13 protein-coding genes and 1 pseudogene are annotated in these 16,611 nt (G+C 72.8%); all 14 read right to left on the reverse strand.

The window, feature by feature from the left end:
- Position 1 precedes the first annotated feature (1 nt).
- Positions 2–226: a hypothetical protein gene (locus ACZ37P_RS23860; RefSeq protein ID WP_355348092.1), complete on the reverse strand. Its 225-nt coding sequence runs from the start codon at positions 224–226 to the stop codon at positions 2–4.
- Positions 223–1,716, reverse strand: coding sequence for an Asp-tRNA(Asn)/Glu-tRNA(Gln) amidotransferase subunit GatA (gene gatA / locus ACZ37P_RS23865; protein WP_355348089.1), 1,494 nt, complete (start codon positions 1,714–1,716; stop codon positions 223–225). The genes ACZ37P_RS23860 and gatA overlap by 4 nt, the downstream gene beginning before the upstream one ends.
- 4 nt (positions 1,717–1,720) lie before the next feature.
- A complete protein-coding gene (gene gatC, locus ACZ37P_RS23870; RefSeq protein WP_355348086.1) occupies positions 1,721–2,017 on the reverse strand; it encodes an Asp-tRNA(Asn)/Glu-tRNA(Gln) amidotransferase subunit GatC in 297 nt (98 codons plus the stop codon).
- Between the two features lie 212 nt (positions 2,018–2,229).
- Positions 2,230–4,368, reverse strand: a complete 2,139-nt coding sequence (locus ACZ37P_RS23875) for a putative bifunctional diguanylate cyclase/phosphodiesterase (RefSeq protein ID WP_355348083.1) — start codon at positions 4,366–4,368, stop codon at positions 2,230–2,232.
- Between the two features lie 222 nt (positions 4,369–4,590).
- Positions 4,591–6,897, reverse strand: coding sequence for an NAD-dependent DNA ligase LigA (gene ligA, locus ACZ37P_RS23880; protein ID WP_467348512.1), 2,307 nt, complete (start codon positions 6,895–6,897; stop codon positions 4,591–4,593).
- A 25-nt stretch (positions 6,898–6,922) separates the two neighbouring features.
- Positions 6,923–7,933: a methionine synthase gene (locus ACZ37P_RS23885; RefSeq protein WP_467348514.1), complete on the reverse strand. Its 1,011-nt coding sequence runs from the start codon at positions 7,931–7,933 to the stop codon at positions 6,923–6,925.
- A 94-nt stretch (positions 7,934–8,027) separates the two neighbouring features.
- Complete coding sequence (locus ACZ37P_RS23890) at positions 8,028–9,242, reverse strand: hypothetical protein (protein WP_391044745.1); 1,215 nt, start codon at positions 9,240–9,242, stop codon at positions 8,028–8,030.
- Positions 9,243–9,605: 363 nt separating this feature from the next.
- On the reverse strand, positions 9,606–10,295 hold the full coding sequence (locus tag ACZ37P_RS23895; RefSeq protein WP_467348516.1) for an SDR family oxidoreductase: 690 nt from the start codon (positions 10,293–10,295) through the stop codon (positions 9,606–9,608).
- Entirely contained in the window at positions 10,292–10,822 is a 531-nt protein-coding gene (locus ACZ37P_RS23900; protein WP_355348068.1) for an LOG family protein, read from the reverse strand. The genes ACZ37P_RS23895 and ACZ37P_RS23900 overlap by 4 nt, the downstream gene beginning before the upstream one ends.
- Before the next feature lie 110 nt (positions 10,823–10,932).
- A pseudogene (mnmA, locus tag ACZ37P_RS23905) lies at positions 10,933–12,003 on the reverse strand (tRNA 2-thiouridine(34) synthase MnmA); the annotation flags it as partial.
- Positions 12,004–12,086: 83 nt separating this feature from the next.
- Positions 12,087–13,253, reverse strand: a complete 1,167-nt coding sequence (locus ACZ37P_RS23910; RefSeq protein ID WP_355348065.1) for a cysteine desulfurase family protein — start codon at positions 13,251–13,253, stop codon at positions 12,087–12,089.
- Between the two features lie 448 nt (positions 13,254–13,701).
- Positions 13,702–14,565 carry a thioesterase family protein gene (locus tag ACZ37P_RS23915; RefSeq protein WP_355348062.1) on the reverse strand — a complete coding sequence of 288 codons (864 nt, stop codon included), beginning with the start codon at positions 14,563–14,565 and terminating at the stop codon, positions 13,702–13,704.
- A gap of 207 nt (positions 14,566–14,772) precedes the next feature.
- On the reverse strand, positions 14,773–15,432 hold the full coding sequence (locus ACZ37P_RS23920) for a trimeric intracellular cation channel family protein (protein ID WP_355348059.1): 660 nt from the start codon (positions 15,430–15,432) through the stop codon (positions 14,773–14,775).
- Between the two features lie 125 nt (positions 15,433–15,557).
- Positions 15,558–16,589 (reverse strand): ABC transporter ATP-binding protein, encoded by a 1,032-nt coding sequence (locus tag ACZ37P_RS23925; RefSeq protein ID WP_391044839.1) that lies wholly within the window; start codon positions 16,587–16,589, stop codon positions 15,558–15,560.
- Positions 16,590–16,611: the final 22 nt, after the last annotated feature.

The raw sequence follows: 16,611 nt of genomic DNA on the forward strand, positions 1-16,611 counted from the left end.
GTCAGCCGGTCAGGATGTCGTCGTCGTTCGCCTGGCGCAGCTCGCGGATGAGCAGGGCGACGCCGGTGGCCACCGCGGCCACCCGGATCAGGCCGTCGACCAACTGGAGGGTGTCCTGCTCGCCGCGGGCGGTGCGGACCTTCTTGATGTTGCTGAAGGCCGCGAAGAGCGTGCTGCCGATGGCCAGGTACGTGCCCGGCTTGCCCTTCTTCTTCACGGTGCTCATAGCTGGGGTGCCTCCTCTAGCAAGGGGTGGCCCCACTTCTTCACGAAGGCGGCCTCGACGGCGGCGCCGACCCGGTAGAGCCGGTCGTCCTTGAGTGCGGGTGCGATGATCTGGAGTCCCACCGGCAGCCCGTCCTCGGGGGCCAGTCCGCAGGGCAGCGACATCGCCGCGTTGCCCGCGAGGTTCGCGGGGATGGTGCACAGGTCCGCGAGGTACATCGCCATCGGGTCGTCGGCGCGCTCGCCGATCGGGAAGGCGGTGGTCGGCGTCGTCGGCGAGACGATCACGTCGACGCTCTCGAATGCCTTCTCGAAGTCCCGCGTGATCAGCGTGCGGACCTTCTGCGCCGAGCCGTAGTACGCGTCGTAGTAGCCGGAGCTGAGCGCGTACGTGCCGAGCATGATGCGGCGCTTGACCTCGGGGCCGAAGCCCGCGTCACGGGTCAGCGCGGTGACCTCCTCGGCCGACTTCGTGCCGTCGTCGCCGACCCGCAGGCCGTAGCGCATGGCGTCGAAGCGGGCCAGGTTGCTGGAGCACTCCGACGGCGCGATCAGGTAGTACGCGGCGAGCGCGTACGTGAACGACGGGCAGGAGATCTCCACGATCTCGGCGCCCAGGTCGCGCAGCAGCTCCACCGACTCGTTGAACCGCTGGACGACACCGGCCTGGTAGCCCTCGCCGCCGAACTCCTTGACGACGCCGACCCGCAGGCCCGCCACGCCGCCGTTGCGCGCGGCCTCGACGACCGGCGGCACCGGCGCGTCGACGGAGGTGGAGTCGAGCGGGTCGTGCCCGGCCATCACCTCGTGCAGCAGCGCGGCGTCCAGCACCGTACGGGCGCAGGGGCCGCCCTGGTCGAGCGAGGACGAGAAGGCGACCATGCCGTACCGCGAGACGCCGCCGTAGGTGGGCTTCACGCCGACCGTCGCGGTCACCGCGGCGGGCTGCCTGATGGAGCCGCCGGTGTCGGTGCCGATGGCCAGCGGGGCCTGGTACGAGGCGAGCGCCGCGGCCGAACCGCCGCCGGAGCCGCCGGGGATACGGGTCAGGTCCCACGGGTTGCCGGTCGGGCCGTACGCGCTGTTCTCCGTCGAGGAGCCCATCGCGAACTCGTCCATGTTGGTCTTGCCGAGGATCACCACGTCGGCGGCCTTCAGCCGCTTCGTGACGGTCGCGTCGTACGGCGGGATCCACCCTTCGAGGATCTTCGAGCCCACGGTGGTGGGCACGCCCTCGGTGGTGAAGATGTCCTTCATCGCCAGCGGCACACCCGCCAGCGGGCCGAGCGGCTCGCCCGCCGCGCGCTTGGCGTCCACGGCGCGGGCCTGCTTGAGCGCGCCCTCGCGGTCGACGTGCAGGAAGGCGTGCACCTTCTCGTCGACGGCCTCGATCCTGGCCAGGTGCGCCTCGGTGACCTCGACCGCGGTCAGTTCGCCGGACGCGATCTTCTCCGCCGTCTGAGCGGCGGTCAGCCTGATGATGTCCGTCATGGTCTTAGTCCTCCCCCAGGATCTGCGGCACCTTGAAGCGCTGCTGCTCCTGCGCCGGGGCGCCCGACAGGGCCTGCTCCGGGGTCAGCGACGGCCGGACGTCGTCCGGGCGCATGACGTTGGTCAGGGGCAGCGGGTGCGAGGTCGGCGGTACGTCCTCGCCGGCCACCTCGGACACGCGGGCTACCGCGCCGATGATGTCGTCGAGCTGTCCGGCGAAGTGGTCCAGCTCGTCGGCGGACAGTTCCAGCCGTGCCAGCTTGCCGAGGTGGGCGACCTCCTCGCGCGTGATGCCAGGCATGCGATTGCGATCCTCTGCGGGGTGAGATGTCGGTGGACCCCTCATCCTACGGGCCCGGGGGCACGCCCCCAGACCCCATTTCCCTCCCGCGCGCGGCAACCCGATCTTTTCAGGGGCGCGGCCCCGGTACGGTGCGCTGACGCGGGGCCCTGCTTTTCAGGGGCGTACCCACCTGCGCAAGTGGACGCACAAGGGCCGTGCCCACGGGCGCGTCAGGGTCGGCGGATCTCCGGCAGAGCCGAATGCTCGGGCTCGGGCTCGGGCGTCGCCGCCAGCGCGGCGACAGGCCGCTGCCACCCCCGTTCACCGCGGGCGCGCAGCCACGCCGTGGCTTCGTCGGGAGGCATGGCGGCGGCGACGAGCCACCCCTGGACGGCGTCGCACCGCAGGTCACGGAGGCGTTCCCAGGTCTCGTCGTCCTCGACGCCCTCGGCGACGACGAGGAGGCCGAGGGAGTGGGCGAGGTCGATGGTGCAGCGCACGATCTCGGCGTCCTCGTTGTCGATGACGAGGCGGGCGACGAAGGAGCGGTCGATCTTGAGTTCGCTGACGGGGAGCCGTCGCAGGTGGACCAGGGAGGAGTAGCCGGTGCCGAAGTCGTCGAGGGACATCTTGACGCCGTGTCCGGTGAGCCCGTTGAGGGTGTCGGCGGCGCGCTGCGGGTCTTCGAGCAGGACGTGCTCGGTGATCTCCAACTGGAGCGAGCCCGGCGGGACCTGGTGCCGGGCGAGGCGGGCGGCGACGGCGCCCGCGAAGCCGGGGCTGTGGACGTCGCGGGGCGAGACGTTGACGGCGACGGGGACTTCGAGGCCCATCCGGCGCCAGCGGGCGACCTGCGCGAGGGCGGTGTCGAGGACGTACTCGGTGAGCTGCGGCATGAGCCCGGACGTCTCGGCCATCGTGATGAACTCTTCGGGGTTCACCCGGCCGCGCTCCGGGTGCTCCCACCGCACCAGCGCTTCGAGTCCGGCGACCTGGCCGTCGAAGCGGACCTTGGGCTGGTAGTGGAGCTGGACGTCCCCGGCGTCCAGGGCGCGGCGCAGGTCGCCGAGCAGGCCGAGCCGGTCGGGGGTGTTGCCGTCGCGCTTGGCCTCGTAGACCTCGACGCCGCTGCGGTCCAGCTTGGCCTGGTACATCGCGACGTCGGCGCGGCGCAGCAGCCCTTCGGCGTCCACCGCGTGGTCGGGGAAGACGGCGACCCCGGCGCTGGCCTCCAGCACCAGGGTCAGGCCGTCCAGGCTGATCGGGGAGCCGAGCGCCAGGGCCAGTGCGCGGGCGACGCGCTGGGCGCGGGTCGGCGAGTCGCAGATGGGCAGCAGAACGGCGAATTCGTCGCCGCCGAGCCGGGCGGCCTCGGCGCCGCGCGGCAGCGCGAGCCGCAGCCGGTCGGCGACCTGGAGGAGCAGCCGGTCGCCCGCGAGGTGCCCGAGCGTGTCGTTGACCGAGCGGAATTTGTCGAGGTCGATGAGGATCAGGGCGCTGCGCTCGCCGCGTCCCTGGGCGATGTCGAGCGCCGACCGGACGCGTTCCAGGAGCCATTGACGGTTCGGCAGGCCGGTGAGCGGGTCGCGGAGCTGTTCCTCGGCGCGGGCGTGCGCGATCCACAAGGTGGAGTCCAGCGCGATCAGCGGGACGGAGAACAGCGGCAGCAGGACGGGCATGTCGCAGGCGACGACCAGGATCAGCGGGGAGATGCCGAGCAGGGCGACGCCGACCATGCCCTGCCGGATGAGCGCGGTGCGCGCGACCGTGGGCAGGCCGCCGCCGCGCGGGGCGAACGCGAGCCACAGCAGCAGCCGGGTCGCGGTCAGATAGGCCAACGCGGTGACGAGGATGGCCGGGGCGGCGGACAGCGTCCAGGCGGCGGGCCGCCAGGGGCCCTCGACGGAGGGGTGGTCGCCGAAGCAGTAGAGGGCGAGCGCGCCCGCGCCGATGCCGAGGATGTCGATGGCGCCGTGCAGGGCGGCCTCCCGCCAGCGGTGCCTGCGGGCGGCCCCGACCAGGACGACCACGGCGAGGCTGACGAGGACGGCGGGCACCCAGCCATAGAGCAGGAGCATGGCGAGGGTGAGGGCGGCGCCGGATCCGGTGCCGCCCCACCAGCGGTCGCGGCCCATCGCGACCAGGTGGCCGACAACGATGCCGGTGAGTACGGCCAGGGCCCAGCCGATGGTGCCGCCGGGGAACAGCGCGTGGCCGCTGACGACCATGCGGACGACGCCCGCGACGAGCGCGGCACCGGCCACCGCCGGCACCCCTATCCGGATCGACGGCCGGGTCGCGCACGGGAGCGGTGTCGCGGCCTGGCTGCTGGGCAGCGGCGCCGCTACGACGCCCTCCGTCGTTTCCATGCCCGTCCCTCTCGCAGCCTGGTGTGGCAAGCAGGTCCACCGCGCCGGTGCCCGCGGTGGGACCCGCTGAGGCCGCTGGAAGGTTCATGCCCGGCGGGCGCGCTTCTCAACAGTAGGCCGCGACACGCCACCTCGGGCACCGATCGGCAGGGGTTCCCGGAATGCGACCTGGGCGGTCGCCGTATTCTGATATAGGCCGAACGGGTGACATCCCAGGGCCATTCAGCCGGATTCGGCGGCCGTTTCTGTGCCGTCGGCGTCCGCCGCTTCCGCGTCTTCGGCCACCGGCTTGTCCGCGGCACCTTCCTCCGTTTCCGCCGCCTCCGGCGGATTCACCGCCACGGCTCTGGCGGCTTCGGCCCCCTGTTCGAGCAGGACGGCGAAGCCCGGCTCGTCCAGCACCGGCACCTTCACCTGGAGCGCCTTGTCGTACTTGGAACCGGGGTTGTCGCCGACGACGACGAAACTCGTCTTCTTGGAGACCGAGCCGGTGACCTTCGCACCGCGGCTGACCAGGGCCTCCTTGGCGCCGTCCCGGGTGTGTCCGGCCAGTGTTCCGGTCACGACGACGGTGAGTCCTTCGAGGGGACGCGGTCCCTCGTCCGAGCCCTCCTCGGTGAACTTGACGCCCGCGGCCCGCCACTTCTCGATGATCTCCAGGTGCCAGTCCTCGGCGAACCACTGCTTCACCGACGCGGCGATGGTCGGGCCGACGCCGTCGACCGCGGCCAGTTCCTCCTCTGCGGCGTCCTTGATCCGGTCCAGGTCGCGGAATTCGCGGGCCAGCGCCTCGGCGGCCACCGGGCCGACATGACGGATCGACAGACCGGTGAGGATGCGGGCCAGCGGGCGCTCCTTGGCCGCGGCGATGTGCTCCAGCATCGCCAGCGCGTTCTTCTTCGGCTCGCCCTTCTGGTTGGCGAAGAAGGTGACGATCTTCTCGTCGCCGCTGTCCGCGTCCCGCTTGGGCAGGCCGGTGTCCTGGTCGAGTACGTAGGAGCGGATCGGCAGCAGCTCCTCGATCTCCAGGCCGAACAGGTCGCCCTCGTCCTTCAGCGGCGGCTCGGAAGGCTCCAGCGGCTGCGTCAGGGCGGTCGCGGCGACGTATCCGAAGTTCTCGATGTCGAGGCACTTGCGGCCCGCGAGGTAGTAGATCCGCTCGCGCAACTGGGCAGGGCAGTAGCGGGCGTTGGGGCACCGCAGGTCGATGTCCCCTTCCTTCATGGGCTGGAGGGCGGTGCCGCAGTCCGGGCACTCGGCGGGCATCACGAACTCCCGCTCGCTGCCGTCCCGCAGGTCCGCGACCGGCCCGAGGATCTCCGGGATGACGTCGCCCGCCTTGCGCAGCACGACGGTGTCGCCGATCAGGACGCCCTTCTTCTTCACCACGTCCTGGTTGTGCAGCGTCGCGAACTCGACCTCGGAGCCCGCCACCGTCACCGGCTCGACGACCGCGTACGGCGTCACGCGCCCGGTGCGGCCGACGCCGACGCGGATGTCCACCAGCTTGGTGTTGACCTCCTCGGGCGGGTACTTCCAGGCGATCGCCCAGCGCGGCGCCCGTGAGGTGGAGCCGAGCCGTCCCTGGAGCGGGATCTCGTCCACCTTGACCACGACGCCGTCGATCTCGTGCTCGACGTCGTGCCGGTGCTCGCCGTAGTAGGCGATGACGTCGGAGACCTCGGCGAGCGAGTCGACCACCTTGTTGTAGCGGGCGGTCGGCAGGCCCCACTCGCGCAGCAGCTCGTACGCGTGCGACTGGCAGTCGATGTCGAAGCCCTGGCGGGCGCCGATGCCGTGCACCACCATGCGCAGCGGGCGGCTCGCGGTGATCCGCGGGTCCTTCTGCCGCAGTGAACCGGCCGCCGCGTTGCGCGGGTTGGCGAAGGGCTTGTCGCCCGCCTCGACCAGCCGCTCGTTCAGCTCCTCGAACTTCTCGCCGGGGAAGTACACCTCGCCGCGGATCTCCACCAGTTCGGGCACGCGGTCGCCCACGAGCCGGTCGGGGATGTCGGCGATCGTCCGCACGTTGGGCGTGATGTCCTCGCCGGTCCTGCCGTCGCCGCGCGTGGCGGCGCGGGTGAGGCGGCCCTGTTCGTACGTCAGATTGACCGCGAGGCCGTCGACCTTCAGCTCGCACAGGAAGTGGTACGGGCTGTGCGTGTTGTCCGGCGGGCCCAGCTCCGCGGCGACGCGCTCGGCCCAGGTGGCCAGCTCCTCCGGCGCGAAGGCGTTGTCGAGCGACAGCATCCGCTCGCGGTGCTGGACGGAGGTGAACTCCGTCTCGTACGCGCCCGCGACCTTCTGGGTCGGCGAGTCGGGGGTGCGCAGGCCCGGGTGCTCCTCCTCGACCGCTTCGAGTCGGCGCAGCAGCGTGTCGAATTCGGCGTCGCTGACGACGGGCGCGTCGTTGACGTAGTAGCGGAAGCGGTGCTCCTCGATCTGCTCGGCGAGGCGTGCGTGCTCCTCGCGTGCCTCGGCGGGGATCTCCGCCGCGCTCGCCTCGCCCCGGCTTGCGTCGTCGTCCACGGCTGCCACGAAACTGTCCCTTCCCTCACTCAGGGTTGTCGACGAGCGATCGCGCCGCCTTCGCGCAGTGCACCAGGGCGGCACGGGCATAGGCCGGAGAGGCCCCCGCCAGACCGCAGGAAGGGGTGACCGCGACCGAGGAGCCCAATGCCCCCGGTGCCAGCCCCAGCCTGCGCCACAGCGCCCGAACACCACTGACGCTACCGCCAGGGTCTGACAATGGGGCATCCTTGCCGGCGACGACACCGGCGAAGAGCGCGGTGCCGCCTTCCGCGCCCTCCCCGAAGTCGTCCCAGTCACGCTCGGTGAGCAGGTCGAAGTCGAAGGAGATGCCGACGACCCCGGCGCGCCGCAGCAGACCGAAGGGCACCTCGGGGGCGCAGGAGTGGACGACGGCCGGTGCGCCGACCGCCGCGATCAGGTCGCGCAGCGTCGACTCGATGACGGCGCGGTCCACCGCGCGGTAGGTCTGGTAGCCGCTGGCCGTCCTGATCCTGCCGTGCAGCACGGAGGTGAGCGACGGCTCGTCGAGCTGGAGCACGATCTGGGCGCCGGGGACCCGGCGCCGCGCCTCCTCGACGTGCAGCCGCAGGCCCTCGGCGAGCGATCCCGCCAGGTCGCGTACGGCCCCGTGGTCGCGCAGCGCGGCCTCGCCGTTGCGGGTCTCGACCCCGGCGGCCAGCGTCCACGGGCCGACCGCCTGGATCTTGAGCGGCCCTTCGTAGCCCTGGGTGAACTCCTCCAGCGCGTCCAGGTCCTCGCCGAGCCAGGACGTGGCCCGCTTCGAGTCCCGTCCCGGCCGGTCGCCGAAGCGCCAGCCGCTGGGCTCCACGCGGGCGTAGAGGTCCACGAGCATGCCGAGGGTCCGGCCGATCATGTCGGCGCCGGGGCCCCGGCCGGGCAGCTCGGGCAGGAAGGCCATGCCCGCCGTGGCCTCCACGGCCACCCGCGCCGCCTCCCGGGCGTCGCCGCCCGGCATGGACCCGACACCGGTCGCGGTGCCCGCGGGCAGGGAGAAGTCAGTCTGGGTACTCACGTCCGAAAGCGTATGCGCTCCGCGGCCGGTCGCTTTCCCTCGCGGCGGTCGCCCTCTCCTCCGGCGGTCGCCCTCTCCTGGCGGTCGCCCTCCCCTACGGCGGGCCGTTCCACACCAGCGACAGGTGGACTCCGTAGATCGCGGAGGCGACGGCGGCGAAGGAGAGGGTGCAGGCGATGGTGCGCGGGTGGGTGCGGGCGAGGACGCGGGCCAGCGGGATCAGCAGGGGGAAGCCGGGGAGCAGGAAACGGGCGCGGGCGATGTAGACGCCCGCGCCGAGGGTGAGGACGGCGAGGAGCGCGCCGCTGAAGAGCAGCAGCGGCAGCGGCTGGCGCTGGACGAGGCTGAAGGCGAAGAGCGCGAAGCAGGCCACGACGACGAGGGTGACGACGACGAAGGCGACGGGTACGTCGCTGCCGCGCGGGCCGAGGAAGACCCAGCGGAAGCGCCGCAGCAGGTAGCCGCCCTTGCTGAAGCGGTTGCCCCAGGCTTCCTGGACGGCGAAGTAGCCGTCGGCGCGGTGCACGCGCACGCCCACCCACACGACGAAGGCCAGCCATCCGGCGGGCGCGAGCAGCATGCCGAGCGCGGGCCGCCAGACCGGCCCCCACCAGGGTCCCTCGCGCGGCTGCCGCAGTGCCCGGACCGCGGCGAGCCCGGCGGTGAGGCCGACGGCCGCGGCGATGGCGACGCCGGTGGGCCGGGTGAGTCCGGCCAGCGCGGCGAACGTCCCGGCCCACACCCAGCGTTTGGCCAGCGTGGCGTAGAGGGCGGCGGCGCAGAGCGCGGTGAACAGCGACTCGGTGTACGCCATGCTCTCGACCAGCGCGTGCGGCAGGCAGCCCCACAGCACCGCGAGGATGACGCCGGTACGCCGCCGGTGGAGGCGGTTGCCGACCAGGAAGATCAGCCAGGCCGCGGCCATCGAGGCGGTCAGCGAGACCAGCCAGGACGCCTTGGCGTCGCCGACCGGCAGGACCGCGTCCGCGACGCGGCAGAGCGCCGGGTACAGCGGGAAGAACGCGAGGTTGCTCCAGCCGTGCCAGGCGTTGGGCACTCCGGTGACCGTACGGTCGTAGCCGTGCTCGACCACGTCCTGGTACCAGCGCGAGTCCCACGACCCGTACAGCACCGTGCCGGGTGAACGGCCGCGCCGCTCGGCGAAGTAGCAGAGCAGGACGATGCCGAGGGCGCGGGCGGCGCCGTAGCCGAGCAGCGCGGGGGCGGCGAGCCGCAGGGCGGCCTCGGCGCGGGTCCGTACGTCCCGCCCGGCGCTGCTCGGCCGGGGTACTGCGGTGGCAGAGGCCATGGTCGGTCCGCTCCCTCGGATCGGGGTGGGGCGCGGATGACCTTAAGGTGCGGAAGCGACGAAAGCGGTCGGATATCGGCTGCGCCGGAGCAATCGACCGGCATAAGTACACGGTTGGGCGACCGCCCCCTGCGGGAAGCCCAGCGAAACCGGCGGGGCGGGGGGCCGCCCGCCCGAAACGTGACGCGCCCCCGGCCGCCGAGACGCGACGCGACGGGCCGGGCCGACGTACGACGGGGCGCCCGGCTGCCTCACGCGCGGCGCGCGCCACCCGCCACAGCCCGCACCCCGCCGTCGCCGTCAGCCGTCGCCGTCAGCCGTGCCGGAGGCGGCACACCGCCGCCGCCAGGCGCGCCCGAGGCGTTACCGGCCCGGTCGGACCGTCAGGTCGGTGATCTCCGCGTCCCGGGGCAGGTCGATCGCGGTGAGGACCGTGGTGGCGACCGACTCGGGCGCGATCCAGCGCTCGGCGTCGTACTGCTTGCCCTCCTGCTGGTGCACCTTGGCCTGCATGGGCGTGGCGGTGCGGCCGGGGAAGACGGAGGTGACGCGCAGGCCGTTGGCGTGCTCCTCGCGGCGCAGGGCGTCCGCGAGGGCCTTGAGGCCGTGCTTGCTGGCCGCGTACGGGCCCCACTGCGCGTGCGCGTCGAGTCCGGCGCCGGAGTTGACGAAGACCACATGGCCGCGGGAGAGCCGCAGTTGGGGCAGGAACAGCCGGGTCAGCTCGGCGGGGCCGACGAGGTTGACCGCGAGCGTCTCGTTCCACACCTTCGGGGTGAGGTCGCCGATGTCGCCCAGTTCGACCACGCCCGCGATGTGCAGCAGCGAGTCCAGCCGGTCGGGCGGTGCCTGGTGGCCGAGCGCCCAGGACAGCCGGGACGGCTCGGCGAGGTCGCCGACCAGGGTCCGCGCGCCGGGGAAGGCGGCGGCCAGCGCCTTGGCCCGGCCCGCGTCCCTGGCCAGCAGCCACAGTTCGTCGCCGCGCTCCAGCAGCCCGCGCGCGACCGCGGCGCCGATGCCGGAGCCGGCTCCGGTGACCAGGTGGATGCTCACACGTTCTCCGTCAGGTAGGTCATGGCCTCTTCGCCGGTGTCGGCGAAGGCCACCAGATCGGCCAGCGGGAGCGGCAGGAAGCCCTCCGCGTCCATCCGGTGCAGTTGTTCCCTGAGCCCGTCGTAGAAACCGGCGCTGTTGAGCAGCACGACGGGCTTGGCGTGCAGCCCGTGCTTCTTCAGCTCCAGGATCTCGGTGGCCTCGTCCAGTGTGCCGGTGCCGCCGACCATGATGACGATCGCGTCCGCGCGCCGCAGCAGTTCCGCCTTGCGCTCGGCGAGGTCGACCGCGGTCACCATCTCGTCCGCGTTCTCCCGCGCCTTGGACCGGAGGAATTCCACCGACACCCCGACCAGCCGGCCGCCGCTCTCCTGGACGCCGTCCGCGACGACCTTCATCAGGCCGACGTCCGAGCCGCCCCAGACCAGGGTGTGGCCGCCGCGCCCGATCAGCTCGGCGAATTCACGGGCAGGGGCCGTATACCGCTCGTCGAGATCGGCGGCGGAGAGGAAGACACAGATGTTCATACGGTCACGGTATCGGCGCCCGCGCGCGCTCCTGCGGCCTGATCGGCGTTCACGGCGGCGGTCCGTTCCGGCCGCGGGTCCGTCCGGTCGGCGGTGGCCCGGTCCGCGGCCGAACCCGCCCGGTCCGTCGTGGCGATCGTCGCCGAGCCGACGACGCGCGTGCCGTCGTACAGCACGACGGCCTGGCCCGGCGCGATGCCGCGCACCGGCGCGCCGAAGCCGACCCGCAGCTCGCCGTCCACCAGCTCCGCCGTCACCGGTACGTCCTCGCCGTGCGCCCGCAGTTGCGCGGTGTACGCGGCGGGGCCGGCCGGCGGGGTGCCGCACCAGCGCGGCTTGATCGCGGTGAGCGATGTCACGTCGAGAGCGTCGAGGGGGCCGACCGTCACGGTGTTGTCGACCGGCGAGATGTCCAGGACGTAGCGCGGCTTGCCGTCGTCCGCGGGGACGCCGATCCGCAGGCCCTTGCGCTGGCCGATGGTGAAGCCGTAGGCGCCCGTGTGCGTGCCGACCCGCGCGCCGTCCTCGTCCACGATCGCGCCCTCCGCGGTGCCGAGGCGCTTGGCCAGGAAGCCCTGGGTGTCGCCGTCCGCGATGAAGCAGATGTCGTGGCTGTCGGGCTTGCGCGCCACCGCGAGCCCGCGCCGCTCGGCCTCCGCGCGGATCTCGTCCTTGGTGGTCAGGGTGTCCCCCAGCGGGAACATCGCGTGCGCGAGCTGCCGCTCGTCCAGGACGCCGAGCACGTACGACTGGTCCTTGGCCGCGTCGCTCGCCCGGTGCAGCTCGCGCGTGCCGTCGTCCTTGACCAGCACGGTCGCGTAGTGCCCGGTGCAGACCGCGTCGAAGCCCAGCGCCAGCGCCTTGTCCAGCAGCGCGGCGAATTTGATCTTCTCGTTGCAGCGCAGGCAGGGATTCGGCGTCCGGCCCGCCGCGTACTCCGCGACGAAGTCCTCGACCACGTCCTCCCGGAAGCGCTCCGCGAGGTCCCACACGTAGAACGGGATGCCGATCACGTCGGCCGCCCGCCGCGCGTCCCGCGAGTCCTCCACCGTGCAGCAGCCCCGCGCGCCCGTCCTGAAGCTCTGCGGATTCGCCGACAGGGCCAGGTGCACGCCGGTCACGTCGTGCCCCGCCTCGGCGGCGCGCGCCGCCGCCACGGCGGAGTCCACACCGCCGCTCATCGCGGCCAGTACGCGCAGCTTCTTGCGATCGGCGTCAGGGAAGTCATTCACTCCCCCAGAGTAACGGCCTCCCGGCCCGGCCCTCAGGTCTGGCCCGCGGCCCTGGCGCGTTCGACGGCGGGGCCGATCGCGGCGGTGAGGGTGGCGATCTCGGCGGGGGTGGTGGTGTGGCCCAGGGAGAAGCGCAGGGTGGCGCGGGCGTGGGTGGGGGGCTGGTGCATGGCGAGCAGGACGTGGCTGGGCTGGGCGACGCCCGCGGTGCAGGCGGAGCCGGTGGAGCAGGCGATGCCCTGGGCGTCGAGGAGCAGGAGCAGGGCGTCGCCCTCGCAGCCGGGGAAGGTGAAGTGGGCGTTGCCGGGGAGGCGGCCCGCGGGGTCGGGGTCGCCGTTGAGGATGGCGTCGGGCACGGTGGCGAGCACGTCGCGGACGAGGGTGTCGCGCAGGGCGCCGATGTCGCGGGTGAAGGCGGTGCGGCGCTCGGCGGCGAGGGTGCCTGCGGTCGCGAAGGCGGCGATGGCCGGTACGTCGAGGGTGCCGGAGCGGCTGCGCTCCTGGCCGCCGCCGTGCAGCAGCGGTACGGGGGTGTCCTCGCGCCGCAGCACGAGCGCGCCGACGCCGTACGGGCCGCCGATCTTGTGGCCGGTCACCGTCATCGCGTCGAGGCCGCTCGCGGTGAAGTCCACCTCGGCCTGGCCGAACGCCTGCACGGCGTCGGAGTGCATCGGAATGCCGAACTCCCGTGCCACCTCGGCCAGTTCGGCGACCGGCAGCACCGTACCGACCTCGTTGTTCGCCCACATCACGGTGATCAGGGCCACGTCGTCGGGGTCACGCTCGATCGCGGCGCGCAGTGTCTCGGGGTGGACCCGGCCGTAGCCGTCGACGTCCAGCCACTCGACGACGGCGCCCTCGTGCTCCGCGAGCCAGTGGACGGCGTCCAGCACCGCGTGGTGCTCGACCGGGCTGGCCAGTACGCGGACCCTGCGCGGGTCGGCGTCCCTGCGCGCCCAGAACAGGCCCTTCACCGCCAGGTTGTCCGACTCGGTGCCGCCGCCGGTGAAGACGATCTCGCTGGGGCGCGCGCCAAGTGCCGCGGCGAGCGCTTCCCGTGACTCCTCGACGGTCCGCCGGGCCTGCCGCCCGGCGGCATGCAGTGCGGACGCGTTCCCGGTCACCGTGAGGTGGGCGGTCATCGCCTGGACCGCCTCCGGGAGCATGGGCGTGGTGGCGGCGTGGTCGAAGTAGGCCATGGTGCCCCGATTCTACGTTCGCCGGAGCAACCTTCCGACCCCCACCCGCGTCCGCCCACCCCACAAGGCGCCTCACCCCGGCGACAACGCCCCCGGCGCGAGGCAACCGATTGGCCGGAGCGATGGATGGCGGATGCTCATGGCTACCGTCTTTCGCGGTGCGGGCGCCCACCGGCCGCCTTGTCGCGCCGATGGCGGAATACCTCGGAAACCACTCCGCACATGAGGAATCCGTACCAGATGGCACCCGCCAATGTGGCGTCGGCCACCCCCGAACGCCGCACCGCGAAAGCCGTCAATCCTCCAGCCGCGCAGAACGCGAAGACCCTCGCGAACGCGGGAAACAGGTGTGTCCTCACCGCTCCATGCCCCCTCTCCGGGTGGGACCCGGCGCTTCACCGTACGGCCATCGGCACCGGCGTGGTGGCCGACCGCGGCGGGAGGGGGGTCAGGGGCGGGGGGCGCGGGCGAGTTGGCGGGACTGGGCCACGAGGCGGTTGGCGGTGTCCCAGACTTCGGCGTCCTCTTCGAGGAGGCCGCCGGCGAGATTGCGGGTGGTGAGGGCGATGCGGAGGGGGCCGGGGGCCGGGCGGGCGCGGAGGTGGACGGTGAGTTCGAGGGTGGGGACCCAGCCCTTGAGGCCGAGGTCGAAGGCGGTGGGGGGCAGGGCGTCCACGGCCAGGAGGAGCGAGAGGACGTCGTGGTCGCGGCCGTCGGCCAGGCCGAACCAGCCGCGCATGTCACCGCGCCCCGAGGGCGCGCCGACGGCCCAGCCCGCGGTGGCCGGATCGAGCCGGAGCGCGATGCGGTCGAGGAGGGCGCTGGAGCCGGGCAGCGGCGCGCCGCCCTCGGGGGCGTCCTCGGGGCCGACGCAGTCCGCGTACTCCGGCATCGACGGCTCGGGCGCGGTGGTGCGTACGTCGTCGGGCAGCGCGCCCAGGTCGCCGTACGCGGCGATGACCCGCATCCGCTCGACCTCGCGGCCCTGCTCGTCGGTCTGGTAGAGCGACGCCTGCCCGCTGGAGAGGGTCCGGCCCGCCCGTACCGTCTCGGTCCTGATCACGGCGGGGCCGGGGCCTGAGGCGGTCAGGTAATGGGCGGTGATGGTGAAGGGGTCGTCGTGCGGCAGCGCGTCGCGCAGGGCGCGGGCGACGACGGCGAGCAGATACCCGCCGTTGACGGCCGCGGCGATGGTCCAGCCCGGTGACAGGTCGATGTCGTACGTGCCGGGCTCGCCCGGCCGCGCCGTCACCGTCGTGTCGCGGTCGAATTCACTGTCGCCGAGGGTCGCGCGGGCTGTCGCATGTGCCATGCCCCGATGTTACCCAGCGGTAGAGACTCCGTGTCCACCGCTGGCGGGTTCCCGCCGCGGCGACCGGCCGCGCGACCCCGCCGTTCATACGCACGGCCCGGCACACGCACAGCCCGCGTACGCGCGGCCCGCGTACGCGCGGCCCGCGTACGCACGGCCCGCGTCCGTACGACCGGCATACGCACGGCCCGGCCCGGACGGAGTCCGCTACTCCCCCTCCGCCGCCGCGCTCCTGCGGTGCCACGCCCGCGGCGCCCGCCAGTGGAACCGCAGCGCCAGCAGCCGCAGGACGAAGGCGACCAGCGCCGCGAGCCCCGCGGTCACACCGCCCAGCACGTCGAAGTGGATCAGCAGCGCGACCGTACTCGCGCCGACCAGGGCCGGGACGGCGTACAGATCGCGGTCCCAGCGCAGCAGCGACGGCACCTCGTTCGCCAGCAGGTCGCGCAGGACGCCGCCGCCCGCCGCCGTGGCGAGGCCGAGCGCGACGGACGGGGTGAGCCCGAGCCCGTACGTGTGCGCCTTGATCGTGCCGCTCACGCAGAACAGCCCGAGCCCGGCGGCGTCGAAGACGTTCATCGTGGCGGTGATCCGCTCGACCTCGGGGTGCAGGAAGAAGACCAGCGCGGTGGCGACCAGCGGCGTCGAGAAGTAGCCGACGTCGGTGAAGGCGGCGGGCGGCACCGCGCCGATGACCAGATCGCGGAAGACCCCGCCGCCGAGCGCCGTGACCTCGGCGAGCACCGCCATGCCGAACACGTCGTAGTTCCTGCGGACCGCCGCCAGCGCGCCGGAGATCGCGAAGACGAAGATCCCGACGACGTCGAGCGTGTGCTGGACGGTGGGCGTGAACAGATCCGTGGCCATGCCGATGTTGTACTACGGCCCGCCGTACGAACCGCGAGGCCCACCGTACGAACCGGCGCCGGACCGGCGGCGCCGGCCGTACGGCCAGAAAGCAGCGACCGTACGGCCCGCCCCGTCACGACTGCCTACGGCGTGACAGCCGCGCTGTCCTGCTGGTTGTCCGGCTGGTTCTCCGGGTGGTGGCACGCCACTTGGTGGCCGGTCGCCAGCGGCGCCAGCGGCGGCTCCTGCGTCTTGCACACCTCCGTCGCCTTCCAGCACCGGGTGTGGAAGCGGCAGCCGCTCGGCGGCGAGATCGGCGACGGCACGTCACCGGTGAGCAGGATGCGCTTGCGCTGCGTGCGCCGCCGCGGGTCGGGCACCGGCACCGCCGACATCAGGGCGGTGGTGTACGGGTGGAAGGGCGCGCTGTACAGCGCCTCCCGGTCCGCGATCTCCACCACCTTGCCGAGGTACATCACCGCGATCCGGTCCGAGACATGGCGGATCACCGATAGGTCGTGGGCGATGATCACATACGTCAGGCCCAGCTCCGACTGGAGGTCGTCCAGCAGGTTCACCACCTGGGCCTGGATGGACACGTCCAGCGCCGAGACCGGCTCGTCGGCGACGACCAGCTTCGGCTTGAGGGCGAGGGCCCGCGCGATGCCGATCCGCTGCCGCTGACCGCCGGAGAACTCGTGCGGGTAGCGGTTGTAGTGCTCGGGGCTGAGCCCGACCAGCTCCAGCAGATTCTGCACTTCGCGCTTCACACCGTGCTCGGTCGCGACCTTCTGGAGCTTGTACGGGGCGCCGACGATCGTGCCGATGGTGTGCCGCGGGTTCAGCGAGGAGAAGGGGTCCTGGAAGATCATCTGGACGTCGCGCCGCATCGGGCGCATCGCCCCGGTGCTCAGGTGCGTGATGTCCCGGCCCTGGAACTCGATCGTGCCGCCGGTCGGTTCGAGCAGCCGCGTGATCAGCCGTCCCATCGTGGACTTGCCGCAGCCCGACTCGCCGACCACGCCGAGCGTTTCGCCCGCCGCGACCTCGAAGTCGATGCCGTCCACGGCCTGTACGGCGCCGACCTGGCGGCGCAGCAGGCCCTTGGTGATCGGGAAGTGCTTGACCAGACCGGTCACCTTGAGCAGCGGCTCGCCGCCGCGCTGCCGCGGCAGCGGGACGCTCTTGTCGAGCGAG

It is taken from the genome of Streptomyces sp. NPDC024632, assembly GCF_055559175.1.

Bases quoted from the DNA above. Each gene is read 5' to 3' on its own strand.
- ACZ37P_RS23860 (WP_355348092.1), bottom strand. From the start codon at position 226: ATGAGCACCGTGAAGAAGAAGGGCAAGCCGGGCACGTACCTGGCCATC.
- gatA (WP_355348089.1), bottom strand. From the start codon at position 1,716: ATGACGGACATCATCAGGCTGACCGCCGCTCAGACGGCGGAGAAGATC.
- gatC (WP_355348086.1), bottom strand. From the start codon at position 2,017: ATGCCTGGCATCACGCGCGAGGAGGTCGCCCACCTCGGCAAGCTGGCA.
- ACZ37P_RS23875 (WP_355348083.1), bottom strand. From the start codon at position 4,368: ATGGAAACGACGGAGGGCGTCGTAGCGGCGCCGCTGCCCAGCAGCCAG.
- ACZ37P_RS23890 (WP_391044745.1), bottom strand. From the start codon at position 9,242: ATGGCCTCTGCCACCGCAGTACCCCGGCCGAGCAGCGCCGGGCGGGAC.
- ACZ37P_RS23900 (WP_355348068.1), bottom strand. From the start codon at position 10,822: ATGAACATCTGTGTCTTCCTCTCCGCCGCCGATCTCGACGAGCGGTAT.
- ACZ37P_RS23910 (WP_355348065.1), bottom strand. From the start codon at position 13,253: ATGGCCTACTTCGACCACGCCGCCACCACGCCCATGCTCCCGGAGGCG.
- ACZ37P_RS23915 (WP_355348062.1), bottom strand. From the start codon at position 14,565: ATGGCACATGCGACAGCCCGCGCGACCCTCGGCGACAGTGAATTCGAC.
- ACZ37P_RS23920 (WP_355348059.1), bottom strand. From the start codon at position 15,432: ATGGCCACGGATCTGTTCACGCCCACCGTCCAGCACACGCTCGACGTC.